Origin of the sequence: Streptomyces graminofaciens (genome assembly GCF_030294945.1) — a bacterium.
GTDB classification, from domain to species: domain Bacteria; phylum Actinomycetota; class Actinomycetes; order Streptomycetales; family Streptomycetaceae; genus Streptomyces; species Streptomyces graminofaciens.
In genome coordinates, this window is the sequence record NZ_AP018448.1 from 2,753,454 (window position 1) to 2,769,966 (window position 16,513).

Consider the following 16,513-nt stretch of genomic DNA (forward strand, 5'->3'; position numbering starts at 1 on the left):
GGAATTTGGGCCACGGTTCCGGCCGGTGGTCCGGGCGGTGTGGCCGGTCATCAGGGACTCGCGCGAGCCGTCCACCGGCGGTCGGTGCGAGTGGCCGGAGGGGTGCTCGGAGGAAGCCGGGCCACCGAGGCCGGTCCGCGCGGCTCGCCTCACCGTTCGACGAAGTCCCAGTAGCGGGAGATCGCGGCCTCGTCGATGTCCGGGATCGCGACCGCCAGATCCCGCAGGCGCTGAAGCGTCCTGTCGTTCTCGAACTCCAGGGTCGGCCGCTGTGGTTCCGGAGCGTTCCTCGCGTGCTCTTCGAGATACGCCTGGTAGGGCAGGATCGGCAGATCCTGTCCCCGTTCGCTCGCGCGCCGCAGGCGGTGCAGCCACACGGTGAGCGGGACCGCTTCGGAGACCGTTCCGCGCATCCGGTCGTAGCCGCTCATGAAGACACCGGCTCCGACCCTGCGCGGGTGGTGGAGGTGGTGCACACGGGCGGTTCCCGTCCCGGTCAGGATCAGCCCGGCGACGGCGCGAGCCAGGACATCGACGGGGAGCAGCGTTTCCTCCAGATCCGGTCCGACCGGATGGCAGCCGAGCGCGGCGCAACTGGTGAGCAGTCGGGAGAACATGTCGTCCGGGCTGACGGCACCGGTCGAGGTATGCGCCCAGATGCGGCCGAGCCGGTGGATGCCGCCGACGGCCCCCCGCTCGAAGGCACGCTCCACGAGCCGGTCCGCGACCCATTTGCTCGCCACGTACCCGTTTCCGAACGGGTGTTTCTCTCCGTCGATCGGTGAATCCTCCGTGACCAGCCGGGAGTCCTGGCCGAGCCCGAACACACCGAGGGTGGAGAGGTGGTGAAACGCTTTCGGCCGGCCTTCGGCGGCCAGGCGCAGCAGGGTCCGGGTGCCCTCCACGTTGGCCGGTTTCAGCCGGGTGTACGGGGAGAGGTGATGGACCTGTGCGCCGCTGTGGACGATCGTGTCGACCCGCTCGCGCAGCCTCGCCCAGTCCGCGGGTTCGAGGCCGAGGTCCACTGCCGCCAGGTCCCCCCGGACGACGTTCAGCCGCGGATCGTCCGGCGTCGGCCCGAGGTCGATGCCGTAGCGCCGCAGGGCCCCGGTCAGCCGCTCGCCCGCCTCGGCGTCGGTCCGCGCACGGACGAGGCAGTGCACCCGCGCCGATGTCCGGTGCAGCAGCTCGGCCAGGAGGAAGGCTCCGACGAACCCCGTGGCCCCGGTCAGCAGAACCTCCTGAGGACCACCGGCATGCGGGTCGGCATGCGGCACCTCGGGTGGGCCGACGGGGGATGTGCCGGACGTGAAGCGCAGGGCGGGACTCAGCTCGGCTTCCGAGTCCGGCACCCACGACGAAGCGTGTGGGCCGCCCTCCGTGAGGTGGCTGGCCAGTCCCGCCGGGGTCGGTGCTTCGAGAAGCGCCGACAGGCTGAAGCGGACCGCCAGCGTCTCACCGATCCGGCCGGCCAGACGGACGGCGAGCAGGGAGTGACCGCCCAGCGCGAAGAAGTCGTCGTCGGCGGAGACCTCGGGCACCCCCAGCACCTCGGCGAACAGCCCGCACAGCAGGGCCTCCCGTTCGGTCCGCGGCGCCCGGCCGGTACCGGCGGCGGTGTCCGGCGGGGCGGGCAGTGCCCTGCGGTCGAGCTTGCCGTTGGCGTTCAGCGGGATCGCGTCGACCTCGACGAACGCGGACGGTACGAGGTGGGCAGGGAGGACGGTGGCGAGCCGGGCCTTCAACTCCTCGGCCACCAGCGGTGTTTCGGCGACGAAGTACGCCACCAGCCGCTGGTCGCCCGGACGGTCCTCGCGGGCGATCACGGCGGCTCGGGCCACCCCGTCGAGCGCGGTCAGCGCGGTCTCGATCTCGCCGGGCTCGATCCGGTAGCCCCGGATCTTGACCTGGTCGTCGACGCGTCCGGCGTACTCCAGCACCCCGGCGCGGTTCCAGCGGGCCCGGTCGCCCACCCGGTACATGCGGGTGCCGGGCGGGCCGTACGGGTCGGCGACGAAGCGTTCGGCGCTCTGGCCGGGCCGACCGGCGTAGCCGCGGGCGAGGCCGGTGCCGGCGAGGTACAGCTCGCCCCACACCCCGTCGGGGACGGGCTGGAGGTGGTCGTCGAGCACGTAGACGCGCGCGCCCGCGATGGGGCGGCCGATGGGCACCGGTCCCGCGCCGAGGTCGTCGTCCGGTTCGAGCCGGTGGACGACGCAGCCGACGGTCGCCTCGGTCGGGCCGTACTCGTTGATCACCACCGCCTTGGGGTGCCGCTCGCGCCACGCCTGGAGGGCGGTGCCGTCGAGGGCCTCGCCGCCGATGACCAGGTTGCGGGTGTCGCTGACGCGGTCGGGCAGCGACTCCAGCAGCCGTAGATGGCTCGGGGTGACCTTGAGCAGGTCGGGGGTGGGTGTGTCCTCGTCCAGTTCCCCGAACCGCACCCGGCCGCCCGTGATCAGCGGCGTGAACAGCGTGGTCACCGGCATGTCGAAGGCGAGGGAGGTGTGGACCAGGGACTCGCCCGAGGCGGCCGGGTACATCGCCGCGGCCTCCGTGAGATAGGCGGCGAGCGAACCGTGTTCGACGACCACTCCCTTCGGGCGGCCGGTCGATCCGGAGGTGTAGATCAGGTAGGCGGCGTGGTGGGGGTGGACGGGCAGGCCCAGGTCGCTGTCGGGGAGATGGTCCAGGGCGGCCGGGGAGGTCTCCTCGTCGAGCACGATCCGCGCGCCCGCGTCGGCGACCAGCGCGTCGATCCGCGCCTGCGGGTTGGCCGGGTCGATCGGCAGGTAGGCGGCCCCGGTCTTCAGGACCGCGAGCAGTGCCACGATCACCTCCGGGCGGCGCGGCAGGACCACGGCGACGACGGTCTCCGGTCCGGCGCCGAGCGTGATCAGGTGCCGGGCCAGCCGGTTGGCGCGGCGGTTCAGCTCCTCGTACGTCAGCTTCGTACCGTCCGAGAACTCCGTACCGTCCGCACCATCCCTTCCCTCCGCAACGACGGCCACGGCGTGCGGGGTGCGCGCCGCCTGTGCCTCGAACATCTCGGGCAACGACATCTGCGGCAGCTGCCGGGCGGTGCCGCCCCGCCGGACGAGCACGTCGTCGCGTTCGGCGGGGGTGAGCAGGGGCAGGGCGTGCAGGGGACGCGCCGGGTCTGCGGTCACCTCCTCCAGCAGGCGCAGATAGCGGGTGGCGACGCTCTCGGCGGTGGCTCGGTCGAACAGGTCCGAGGCGTACTCGACCTGTCCGGACCAGCCGCCCTCGGCGCTCTCGGTGAGCGTCAGGGACAGGTCGAACTTGGCGTGGTCGCCGTGCACGTCCCCGAAGGTCACCTCAAGTCCGGGCAGCGTGGGGGCGATCGCCTCCTGATTGGCGGTCAGCATGGCCTGGAACAGGGGGTGCCGGGCGCGTGAGCGCGCCGGGTTGAGGGCCTCGACCAGTTGCTCGAACGGCACGTCGGTGTGGTCGTACGCCGCCACGTCCGCCGCTCGCACCCGGTCGAGCAGTTCCTCGAAGGTGGGGTCGCCGGAGGTGTCGGCACGCAGCACGAGGGTGTTGGCGAAGAGCCCGACGAGGTCTTCGAGCGCGGTGTCCGGGCGGCCTTCCACGGGCGTTCCGATCACGATGTCGTCGCCGGCGCCCAGCCGGTTCAGCAGGGTGACGAGCGTGGCGTGCAGCACCATGAAGGCGCTGGCGCCCCGGTCCCGGCCGAGCGCGTCGACCCGGCCGCGCAGTCCGGCCGGCACCGTGAAGGGCACCGTGCCACCGCGCTGGGACGCGACGGCGGGCCGGGGCCGGTCGGCGGGCAGCTCGGTCTGGTCGGGGATGCCGGCCAGCTCCCTCGTCCAGAAGTCGAGCCGGTCGGCGGGCAGTTCCCGCTCCCACAGGGCGTAGTCGGCGTACTGGAGGGGCAGCGGAGCCCAGTCGGGGGCGCGGCCGGCGAGGCGGGCGGCGTAGGCCGTGGAGAGGTCCTCGGCGAGGGGCCGCATGGACGTGCCGTCGCCCGCGATGTGGTGCAGGAGCAGCAGCAGGACGTGTTCCCGCTCTCCGTCGGTGAACAGCACGGCTCGGACGGGTGGTTGGTGGTCCAGGGAGAACGGCATCCGGGCGGCGTCCGCCACCCCCGCGTCGAAGTCGGCCGGGTCGCACGACCGGATCGCGAAGCGCGGCTCCGTGTCGACGACGACCTGGTGCGGCCCCTGGGGGCCCTCGGCGATGACCGTGCGCAGTACTTCGTGGCGCCGCACCAGGTCGCCGAAGGCGTCGCGCAGGGCGTCCCGGTCGAGGGTGCCGGTCATCCGCAGGACGACGGGGATGGTGTACGTCTGCGACGGGCCCTCGAGCCGGTCGAGGAACCACATCCGTCGCTGTGCCGCCGACAGGGGCACCCGCTCGGGGCGTTCGCGCCGGACGAGCGGGGGCCGGAAGGAGGTCTGCGTCGGGCGGCCCGACAGCAGTTCCGCGAGTCCGGCGACGGTCGCGTGCTCGAAGGCCTCCCGGATGGACAGCTCCGCTCCGAGGTCGGTGCGGATCCGGTTGACCAGCCGGGCGACGAGCAGGGAGTGGCCGCCGAGGCGGAAGAAGTCGTCGTCGGCACCCACCTCGGGCACGCCCAGGACCTCGGCGAACACGTCGGCGACCCGCCGCTCCATGCCCTCGGCGGGCGGCCTGCCCGAGCCCTCGGCGGTGAGGTCGGGAGCGGGCAGCGCCTTGCGGGCGATCTTGCCGTTGGCGGTCAGCGGCAGGGTGTCCAGCACGACGAACGCGGCCGGGACCATGTAGTCGGGCAGGGCCCGCGCCGCTGCGGCGCGCAGGGCGGCCCGGTCCGCCGGGTGCCCCTGCTCCGGCACCACATACGCGACGAGGCGCTTGTCGCCGGGGGTGTCCTCGCGGACGACCACGGCGGCGGCGTCGATGCCCGGCTGGGCCGTGAGGACGGCCTCCACCTCGCCGAGTTCGATACGGAAGCCGCGGATCTTCACCTGGTCGTCAACGCGGCTGACGAACTCCAGCCGCCCGGCGGCCGTCCAGCGGGCCAGGTCACCCGTGCGGTACATCCTGGATCCGGGCGGGCCGAAGGGGCTCGCGACGAAGCGTCCGGCGGTCAGACCGGGTCGGCCGTGGTAGCCGCGGGTGACGAGGTCGCCGGCGACGTACAGTTCGCCGGCGGTGCCGACGGGTGCCGGGCGCAGCAGTGCGTCCAGCACGTACATCTGGGTGTTCCAGGCGGGCGTGCCGATGGTGATGACGCCGGGCGGGACGGGGTCGCCGGGGTCGATGCGGAACAGGCTGCAGCCGATGGTGGTCTCGGTGGGGCCGTACTCGTTGAGGACGGTCACCCCGGGGTGCCGGGTACGCCAGGCGTCCAGCACGTCTCCGAGGAGGGACTCGCCGCCGAGGACGAGCTGTCCGCCGGGCGAGTACTCCTCGGGCACCACGCCCAGCAGGTGCAGATGGCTGGGGGTGGCCTTGACGAAGTCGGGTTGGGTGACGGCCGCGTCCGGGTCGGGGCCGCTCGCGGTCCAGCGGACCAGTTCCACGGTGCCGCCGGAGATCAGCGGGCCGAACATGCCGGTCGCGGTGAGGTCGAAGGAGACCGGCGAGTGCACCAGGACGCGTCGGCGCAGGCTCTCGTACTCGTGGGTGGCCCAGGCCAGATAGGCGACCAGCGAGCGGTGTTCGACGACGACCGCCTTGGGCCGTCCGGTGGAGCCCGAGGTGAAGATGACGAACGCGGCGTGCTCGGGCCGCCGGATCACTGCGGTGAGCGGGCCGGACGGCCGTTCCGCGATCGCGGGATCGTCCGTCAGCACGACGGGTGCTTCCGTCAACGAGCCGACGGTCGCGGCGAGTTCGGCCGTGGTGACCACGGCTACCGGCGCGATGTCCGCCAGCATGAAGGCGAGCCGGTCGGCCGGGTGCGCCGGGTCCAGTGGCAGATAGCCGGCGCCCGTCTTCAGAGCGGCCAGCAGGGTCACCGGGATGTCCTCGGAGACCGGCATCAGCACGGCGACGTAGCGCTCCGGACCGGCTCCCAGGTCGATCAGGTGCCGGGCCAACCGGTTGGCACGGGCGTCGAGTTCGGCGTACGACAGCTCCGTGGTGCCGAAGACGACGGCGGCCTCGTCCGGGGTGCGGGCGGCCTGGGCCTCGATCAGGTCGGTGAGTGTCTGTGCAGGCACCTCATGGCCGGTGGTGTTCCACTCAGTGAGCAGGAGCCGTCGCTCGTCGGCGTCCACGACGTCGAACTCCCGTACCGGGCGGCCGGGTTCGGCGATGACGGCGGTGAGCAGACGGGTGAAGCGCTCGGCGATGCGGGCGGCCGAGTCACGGTCGAACAGGTCGGTGGCGAACTCCAGGATCCCGTGCACCCCGCCCTCGGGCCGCTCGGTGAGGAAGAACGACAGGTCGAACTTGGCGGCAGGGGACGCGACCCGCTGCACGCGTGCCGTGAGGCCGGGCAGGTCGACGGCGAGGTCGAGGGCCGCCTGCTGGTCGGCGTTGTTGAAGTTCAGGCCGGTCTGGAACAGCGGGTGCCGGGCGGTGGAGCGGGCCGGGTTGACCGCCTCCACGACCCGCTCGAACGGCACGTCCTGGTGGGCGTAGGCGGCCAGGTCGGCGGCCCGCACCCGGCGCAGCACCTCGGTGAAGTCGGGGTCGCCGGTCAGATCGGTGCGCAGCACGAGGTTGTTGGCGAAGTAGCCGATCAGGGGGGTCAGGGCGTCGTCGGTGCGGCCCGCGACCGGTGAGCCGATCACGATGTCGTCGCCCGCGCCGAGCCGGTGCAGCAGGGTGGCCAGGGCGGCGTGCACGACCATGAAGACGGTCGTGTGGTGCTCACGGGCGAGCCGGACCAGGGCCTCGTGGACCTCGGGCTCGACCGCGAAGGGCACCGTGTCACCGCGGTGGGTGGGCACGGCGGGCCGGGGCCGGTCGAAGGGCAGCTCCATCTGCTCGGGGAGCCCGGTGAGCGTGGTGCGCCAGTGGTCGAGCTGCCGGGAGAGAGCACTGTCCGGGTTGTCGGTCTCGCCTAGCTCCTGCCGCTGCCAGACCGCGAAGTCGGCGTATTGGAGGGGCAGTTGAGCCCAGTCGGGCTCCGCTCCCCTGGTCCGGGCCGCGTACGCGGTGGCGAGGTCGCGGGCGAGCGGGGCCATGGAGGCGCCGTCGCCGGCGATGTGGTGCAGGACGAGGAGCAGTACGTGCTCGCCCGCGCCGAGGTCGAACAGGGTGGCGCGGAGCGGGGGTTGGGCGGTGAGGTCGAACGGGGTGCGGACGGCCTCGGCGAGCCGCTCGTCGAGAGCGTCCTCGTCGGTACGGAGGATGCTCAGCGGCGGCACGGAGGGCAGGACCACCTGGTAGGGGCCGCTCCCGTCCTCGGCGAAGACCGTACGCAGTGCCTCGTGCCGCCCCGCCAGGTCGTCCAGGGCGGCGGTGAGCGCGGCCACGTCGAGGTCACCGGTCAGCCGCAGCGCGACGGGCAGGTTGTACGTCGGGGACGGTCCCTCGAAGCGGTGCAGGAACCACAGCCGTTCCTGGGCGTACGACAGCGGCAGGCGCCCCTCGCGCGGCTGTGCCGTGACGCCGGAGCGGCGCGGTCCGCTCCCGGTGAGCCGGGAGGCGAGCTTCGCCACGGTCGTCGCCTCGAACAGCACAGAGAGCTCTATGTCGACGTCGAGGGCGGCGCGGATGCGGCTCGCCAGCCGGGTCACCAGCAGGGAGTGGCCGCCGAGCGCGAAGAAGTCGTCGTCGATCGAGACCTCGGGCACGCGGAGGACCTCGGCGAACAGGCCGCACAGGATCTCCTCCTGCGGGGTGCGCGGCCCTCGCCCGGCGGTGTGCGCGAGGTCGGGGACCGGCAGGGCCTTGCGGTCGAGCTTGCCGTTCGGGGTGAGCGGCAGCACGTCCAGGGTGACGATCTGGGCCGGGACCATGTACTCGGGCAGGCGGGCTGTGAGCCGGTCGCGCAGATCGTCCACATCCACAGGGGCGGCGGGGACCACGTACCCCACGAGCCACTGCCCGTGCACGGCCGCGGCGGCCTGGGCGACGGCCGGGTGGTCGGCCATGGCGTCCTCGATCTCGCCGAGTTCGACGCGGAAGCCGCGCAGCTTGACCTGGTTGTCGGCGCGCCCGAGGTACTCCAGCTCGCCGTCCGCCGTCCAGCGCGCCACGTCCCCGGTGCGGTACATCCGCGCCCCGGGCGGCCCGTACGGGCTCGCGACGAACCGCTCGGCGGTCAGCGCGGGCCGGTCGAGGTAGCCGCGGGCCAGCTGGACGCCCTCGACGTACAGCTCGCCGGGCACGCCGGGGGCGACCGGCGCCAGCGTCGCGTCGAGTACGTAGGCGCGGGTGTTGGCGATGGGCCCGCCGATCAGCACGGTCTCGGTGTCCGCCGGCGCGGCCCAGGCGGTGACGTCGACGGCGGCCTCGGTCGGGCCGTAGGCGTTGAGGAGTACGGCGTTCGCGTCGTCGTGGAATCGGCGGACCAGCTCGGCGGGCAGGGCCTCGTCGCCGGAGACGACCAGGCGGACGGAGTCCGGCAGCCGGGTCTCGGCCAGGTAGGCGCCGAGCATGGACGCGCTGAGGTGGACGACGGCGACGGACTCCTCGCGCATCAGCCGCTCCAGGTAGAGCGGGTCGCGGTGGCCGTCGGGCCGGGCCACGACGAGGGTGCCGCCGTACATGAGGGTCCAGAAGACCTCCCACACCGACACGTCGAAGCTGACCGGAGTGGACTGCAGCACCCGCTCGCCCTCGGTGAGTCGGTGGTCGCGCTGCATCCACCACAGGCGGTTCGCCATGCCCGCGTAGGTGTTGACCGTGCCCTTGGGGCGGCCGGTGGAGCCGGAGGTGTAGATGACGTACGCGGCGTTGTCGCCGTGGGCCGTCACCTCCGGGTTCTCCGCGGGCCCCTCGGCGTCGGGTGCGATCCGTTCGAAGCCGTCCGCGTCCCGGTCGGAGATCAGCAGCCGGGCGCCGGAGTCGGCGAGGATGTACGCGATCCGGTCGGCCGGGTAGCCGGTGTCGATCGGCACGTACGCGGCGCCCGACTTCAGTACCGCCCACAGGGCCACCATCAGGTCGACCGAGCGCGGCAGCATCACGGCGACCCGTGACTCCGGTCCGACGCCCCGCTCGCGCAGGGCGTGCGCGAGCCGGTTCACACGGGCGTTGAACTCGCCGTACGTGACCCCCTCGCCCTCGAAGCGGACCGCCTCGGCGTCGGGGTTCCGGGCCGCACACGCCTCGAACAGCTCGACCGCCGAGCCCTCGCCGTCGAACGCCACGGCGGTGTCGTTCCAGCCCGTGAGCACCAGGGCGCGGTCGTCGGCGCCGAGCACGTCGACCTCGGAGAGCCGCAGCGCCGGGTCGGCGGTGACGCACTCCAGGACGCGGACGAACCGGGCCGCGAAGCTCTCGGCCGTGCGCCGGTCGTACAGGTCCGTCGTGTACTCCAGGCGGCACAGCAGCCCGTCGCCCTCGACATGGCAGTCGAAGTGCACGTCGAACTTGGACGTACCGCTGGTCACCGGGCCGGGTTCGGCGGTGACGCCGGGCAGGTCGATGCGGGCCTCGGTGAGGTCCAGCCAGGCCAGCATCACCTGGAAGAAGGCGGCCCGGGACCGGGACCGCTCCGGGTTCAGCTCCTCCACCAGGCGTTCGAACGGCACCCCTTGGTGCGCGTAGGCGGCCAGTCCGGTTTCGCGGACGCGGTCCAGCAGATCCTCGAAGCGGGGGTCACCGGAGGTGTCGACGCGGTAGACGAGGGTGTTGATGAACACGCCGACCACGTCGTCGAGCACCGAGTCGGGCCGGTCGGCGATGATACCGCCGAGCGGGATGTCCTCGCCCGCGCCGAGCCGGGACAGCAGCGTCGACACGGCCGCCTGGAGGATCATGTACGGGGTGGAGCGGGTGCGGCCCGCCAGGTCGAGGACCCGCTGGTAGAGCTCCGGTGCGACGGAGAACTCCACGTGGTCGCCACGGTGTGTGGCCACCGCCGGGCGCGGCCGGTCGCCGGGGAAGGTGACCTCGGGCGGCAGTCCGTCCAGGTTCTGCTTCCAGTAGTCGATCTGCCGGGGCAGGTCCCCGGCCAGGGTGTCGCGCTGCCACACCGCGAAGTCCGCGTACTGGACGGACAGTTCGGGGAAGTCGGGTGCGCTGCCGCCGAGCCGGGCGCGGTAGGCGGCGGACAGGTCCTCGGTCAACGGGCGCAGCGAGGCGCCGTCGGTGGCGATGTGGTGCACCACGAAGAGCAGTACGTGGGTGTCCGGGCCGGTCGGGTAGAGCGTCGCCCGCATCGGCAGGTCACGGGCCAGGTCGAAGGGCCGGCCGGCGGAGACGGCCAGGTCGGGGGTGGGGCCGGCGTCCCGTACGACCTCCATGGCGAAGGGCGTGTCCGGGGGCAGCACGACCTGGTGCGGGCCCTCGTCGTCCTCCCGGTAGAGCGTGCGCAGCGCCTCGTGACGGGCGACGAGGTCGGCGAGCGCGGCGCCGAGCGCGTCCGCGTCCAGGGGGCCGGTCAGCCGGATCTGGATGGGTACGTTGTAGGAGCCGGAGCCGCTCTGGAGCCGCTGCAGGAACCACATGCGCTCCTGCGCGAACGACAGCGGGACGCGGGCCGGCCGCTCGTCCGCCGTGATGCGCTTGGCCTGCGGACCGATGTCCGAGAGCCGCTCGGCGACCCCGGCGACGGTCGGGGCGGCGAACACATCCCGCAGGGACAGGTCGACGCCGAACTCGTCGCGCACGCGGTGGACCAGTCGGATCATCAGGATCGACGTGCCGCCGAGCGCGAAGAACTCGTCTTCGACACCGACCTCCTCGACCCCGAGGACCTCGGCGACGATGCCGCACAGGATCTCCTCCTGCGGCGTGCGGGGAACCCCGGCCCGTCCCGGCCCGGTGATCTCCCGCCCGTTGGGCAGATCGGTGGCGCGGTCGCCCATGATCAGCAGCCGGTCCTCCTCGGACACGGCGGTCAACTCCCCCACCGGTACGTCGAGTCCGGCCACCGCCTCGCCGAGCAGCTCGGTCAGGCGGTCCGCGAGCCGTGTCATGGCCTCCGGGCCGAGGACGCTGCTGCGGTAGCCCCACAGCAGCCGCAGCCGCTCGCCGGGGAAGACGTACAGGCTGACGGTGTAGTGGGTGCGCTCGACGAGGTCGGCGTGGGCCAGGCACAGCCCGCCGGCCTCGATGCCGTCGGTCGTCGGGTAGTTCTCGAAGAAGATGATGGTGTCGAACAGCGACTCGAAGCCGGACGAGCGGGTGACCTTCGCCAAGGAGGCGTGCTGGTGCGGCCGCAGCGCCTGCTGCTCCCGCTGCAACCGGGCCAGCAGCGCCGCCAGCGGCTCGTCCCGCTCGATCCGGACCCGGGCCGGGAGGGTGTTGATGAACGGCCCGATCGTCGACTCCACGCCGGGCAGCTCGGGCGGGCGGCCGGAGAGGGTCGCGCCGAACACGACGTCGTCCCGTCCGGTCAGCCCGCCCAGCAGCAGCGCCCACAGGCCCTGGAAGACGGTGTTGAGGGTGAGCCCGTGCGCGCGGGCCACGGAGGTCACCGCGTCGGTCAGCGCGTCGGGCAGGACGACCTCGTGGGAGCCGTATCCCTCGGGGGTGTGCCCGGCGGGGGCGATCAGGGTGGGTGCGGCCAGGCCGGCGAGCCGCTCCCGCACCGCCTCGGCCGAGGCGTCCAGGTCCTGCTCGGCGAGCCAGGCCAGGTAGTCGCGGTAGGCGGGGGCCGGGGGCAGCTCGCCGCCGCCGTACAGGGTGAACAGCTCGCGCACCAGCAGCGGCAGCGACCAGCCGTCCACCAGCAGGTGGTGGTGGGTGACGACGAGACGGTCGCCGAGCGCGGTGAACCGGATCAGCGGCGGCCTCACGACGCTGAAGCCGCGGGCGCGGTCCCGGGCGAGGAACTCCTCCAGGCCGGTCCCCTCCCGCTCTTCCTTCCACGCCACCTTCACATCGGCGGGAACGACCTGGACGGGGGCGCCCGTCGGGCGGGTGCGGAAGCCGGCGCGCAGGTTCGGGTGCCGGTGTAGCAGCGCCGCCGCGGCGGCCTTCATCCGGTCGCGGTCGAAGCCGCCGTCGATGTCGAGGACGAGCTGGCCGACATAGGGGTCGTCGGGCTCGTACAGGGCGAGGAAGAGGAGGCCCTCCTGGAGCGGGGAGAGGGGCAGGACGTCCGTGGCGCCGCGGAACCTGTCCAGTTCCTCCTGGGTGATCCGGACGAGGGGCACGTCGGAGGCGGTGAGTCCGCCTCGTGTGTGCGCGGCCAGTTCGGCCAGGGCTCCCGTCCACGCCTCGGCGAGGGCGCGTACGTCGGTCTCCGTGAGGACACCGGCGGGGTAGGTCCACTCTGCGGTCAGCTCGCCGTCGCGGACGTGGGCGTCGATCTGGAGGGTGTGGGTGAGCGCGAGGCCGTCGTCGGCGAGGAGTTCCACGGCGGCCTCGCCGTCGGCGAGGTGCCAGCCGCCGAGGTCGGTCGCGTCCAGGCGGCCCAGGTAGTTGAAGGCGATCTGGGGCGTGGACAGCCCCGTGAGCCGGTCGCGCAGCAGGGCGTGGCCGCGGCCGCCGTGCGGGATCGCGCGCAGCTCCTCCTTGGTGCGCTTGATCAGGTGGGCGCCGGTCTCGGTGCCGGGGCCCAGGCGCACCGGGTGGATACGGGTGAACCAGCCGACGGTGGTGGACAGGTCCATCCCTTCCGGGAGGCGGTCGCGGCCGTGGCCCTCCAGGTCGACCAGGACCGGTCCTTCGCCCCGGTGGCGTTGTACGGCCGCCGAGAGCGCGGCGAGCAGGATGTCGTCCGGGGTGGCCCGGTAGGCGGCGGGCAGGGTGGCCAGCAGGGTGGCGGTGAGGTCGGCCGGGACGGTGACGGTGACCGAGCGGGCGGTGCCGTGGCAGTCCCGGGCCGGGTCGAGGGGCCGGGTGCCGAGGACGGGTTCCGGGGTGGACAACAGGTCGGTCCACAGCGGGAGTTCGTCGACGGAAGCACGGAGGTGTCCGGCCCAGCGGCGCAGCGAGGTCCCGGGCGGGGACAGTTCGGCTCCCGCGAGCGCCTCGGCGAGGTCGGTCAGCAGGATGCGCCAGGACACGCCGTCGACGACCAGGTGGTGGAGTACGAGCAGCAGTCGACCGGACTCGAACCACACCGCCCGCACCATCGCACCGTCGTCCGGCGACAGCGCGCGGCGTGCGGCCTCCTTCTGCCCGGCCACGTCCTCGTCCCGGGCGCGGGTCAGGCAGTCCTCGGCCCGTACGGCGCCGACGGGCCGGATGTGCCGGCCGCGCATGCGCAGGGCGTCGTGGCGGTCGAGCACCTGCTGCAGGGCGGCGGTCAGCCGGTCGTACGACAGTTCGGGCCCGGTGGCGAGGAGGAGGGACTGGGCGTAGCCGGCGGTGGGTCCGCCGCGTTCGGCGAGGCGGCGGGCCATCGGGGTGTCGGGGAGTTCCCCGACCGGGTCGTCCTCTTCCTGCGGGGCCGTCGGTGCCGTCGTGGCCACGAGGGCGAGCCGCGCGACCGTCGGGTGGTCGAAGACGTCCTGGGGAGTGAGGTGGAGGCCCTGGCGGCGGGCGCGGCTGACGAGCTGGATGGTGTGGATGCTGTCCGCGCCGAGGGCGAACAGGTCGTCGTCCACGCCCAGTTCGGGGCGGCCGAGGAGTGCGGCGGCGAGGGTGTGCAGGGTGCGCTCGGTGGCGGTCGCGGGGGCGCGTCCGCTCACCGGCCGGGCCGGGGCGGGCAGGGCTCGGCGGTCGACCTTGCCGTTGGGGGTCACCGGGATCGACGGCAGGACGAACACGGTCACCGGCACCATGTGGGCGGGCAGCCGTTCCGCGAGGTGGGCCCGGGGGTCGGTCTCCGGGGTGCCGGTGACGTAGCCGACGAGTTGCCGGGCGCCCGTGGCGGAGTCGTGGACGAGGACCACGGCCTGTTCGACGCCGGGCACCGACGCCAGGACGGTCTCGACCTCGGCGGGTTCTACGCGCTGACCGTTGATCTTGATCTGGTCGTCGGCGCGTCCGACGAACTCCAGGGCGCCGTCGGCGCGGCGGCGCACCATGTCGCCGGTGCGGTACATACGGGTGCCGGCCGGGCCGTGGGGGTCGGCGACGAACCGCTCGGCGGTCTGCGCGGGCCGGTCCAGGTAACCGCGCGCGAGCTGGACGCCCGCGAGGTACAGCTCGCCGGTGACGCCGTCCGGTACCGGCCGCAGGGCCGGGTCGAGTACGTAGGCGCGGGAGTTGTGGGTGGGCGTGCCGATGGTGACGGGCTCGCCGGGCGCGCAGGCGTGGGAGGTGGCGGTCACCGAGAACTCGGTGGGGCCGTAGGAGTTGTGCAGCTGGGCGCCGCACTCGCGGTGGAAGCGGTCGGCGAGCCCGGCGGGCAGCGCCTCGCCGCCGCAGCTGACCATGCGCAGGGAGGCGGTCGGTATGTACTCGTCGAGGAAGGGACCGAGCATGGCCGGGACGAAGTGGATGACGGTGACGTGCTCGTCTCGGACCAGCCGGGCCAGATAGGCCGGGTCGCGGTGACCGTCGGGGCGGGCGACGACGAGGGTCGCGCCCCGGGTGAGGGTCCAGAACACCTCCCACACCGACACGTCGAAGCCGACGGGCGTCTTGTGCACGACCCGGTCCGCCGGGGTGAGCCGGTACTCGTCCTGCATCCAGGCGAGCATGTTGCTGATGCCGGCATGGGTGACGACGGTGCCCTTGGGGCGGCCGGTGGTGCCCGAGGTGTGGATGACGTACGCGGCGTTGTCCCCCCGCAGGGCGACGCCGGGGTTCGTGTCGGGCTCGCCCTCGCCGAGGGAGCGCACGCTGTCCTCGTCGAGCACGAACGTCACGCGGGAGTCGGCGACGATGTACGCGACGCGGTCGGCCGGGTAGCCGGTGTCGACGGGCACGTACGCGGCGCCGGTCTTCAGCACCGCCCACAGCGCGACGACCAGGTCGAGCGAGCGGGGCAGCTTCACGGCCACCCGCGACTCCGGTCCCACGCCCCGCCCGCGCAGGGCGTGCGCGAGACGGTTCACCCGGGCGTTGAGTTCGCCGTACGTCAGCCGCTCGCCCTCGAAGGCGACGGCCTCGGCGGCCGGGTCCTGGGCCTCGAAGAGGTCCACCAGTGAGCGCGGGTCGGTCGCGTGCCCGGTGTCGTTGCGGGCGTGGAAGCGCTCCCGCTCCGTGTCGTCGAGCAGGTCGAGGGCGCCGATGGGCAGGTCGGGGTGCTCGGTGGCGGCGGTGAGGAGGCGGGTGTAGCGGTCGCGGTGGGCAGCGGCCGTCTCGGGGGTGAAGCGGCCGGGGTGGGCGTTGACGGTCAGCTCGATGCCGTCGCCCGCCTCGGGGTCGCCGAACGCGTGCAGGGCGAGGTCGCGGACCGGGCCGGAGGCCAGCTGATGCGCCTCGGCTTCGGCGGGGCCGAACGGCAGGCGGGCGGCGGCGAAGGAGAGGACGTTCACGGACGGGCCGCTCAGGGTGCCCGGGTGGGCCGAGGCCGAGAGATCGCGGCGCAACTCGTCGTGCGGGTAGCGCTGGTGGCGGCTCGCCTCGGCCAGACGGGCGGCGACGCGGTCCAGCAGTTCGGCGAACGTGGTGGAGCCGTCGACGCGGATCCGCAGCGGGATGTCGTTGACGAGCATGGCGGGCGTCGCCAGGGCCTGCGGACTGAGCCGGGCGGCCATGAAGACGCGGACGAGGACGTCGTGGGCGCCGGTGACACGGTGGGTGTGCGCGGCCATGGCGGCGATCACCGGCAGGGACCAGCGGGACCCGGTGAGACCGCGCACACGCAGCGCGGTCTCCTCGGGCAGCCGGAGATTCGCGCCGGGCAGGCTGGGCGCGAGTCCCGTGGCTCCGGAGCCCAGCTCGGTGGACTCGGGCAGGTCGGCGAACTCCCGCTGCCAGTAGGCGCCGTCGCGCTCGTGTCGGGCGGAGCCGAGGTGGGCGTTCTCCTCGGCCAGGACCTCGCTGAGGGTGCCGAAGCCGCTCGCGGGCGGCTGCTCGCCCGCCGCGAGGGCCGTGTAGACCTCCAGCAGGCGGCGGCAGTGCATGACCTGGCCGTAGCCGTCGAGGAGGATGTGGTGGTAGCGGAAGTGGAACCAGTGCCGGTCGGGGCCGAGCCGCAGCAGGGTGTGCCGGAACAACCGGTCGCCCATGACCGGGACGGGCCTGGCCTGGTCGGCGTCGATCCAGGCCCGGGCGGCCTCGGCCGGATCAGCCTCGCCGCTCAGGTCGACGTACTCCAACTCCCCGGTGACGGACGGGTCGACCGTCTGCCGGACCGTCTCCCCGTCGTCGTGGAAGCGGACCCGCAGCGCCTCGGTCTCGGCCACGGCCCGCTCCACGGCATGGGCGAGCAGGGCGCGGTCCACCTGTGCGGGGACGTCGTAGTAGATGCCGCAGGTGTACATGGGGCTGTCGGGGGCGAGGCGCTGGGCGACCCACACGCCGTGCTGGGCCGCCGAGAGCGGCAGGCCCGGGTTCGTCGAGGCGGCGTCGTTCATGG

At 73.3% G+C, this 16,513-nt stretch carries 1 protein-coding gene; it reads right to left on the reverse strand.

All coding sequences use genetic code 11. The annotated features are described in order from the left end of the window. Positions 1-149 precede the first annotated feature (149 nt). Complete coding sequence (locus tag SGFS_RS12080) at positions 150-16,511, reverse strand: non-ribosomal peptide synthetase (RefSeq protein WP_286249849.1); 16,362 nt, start codon at positions 16,509-16,511, stop codon at positions 150-152. Positions 16,512-16,513: the final 2 nt, after the last annotated feature.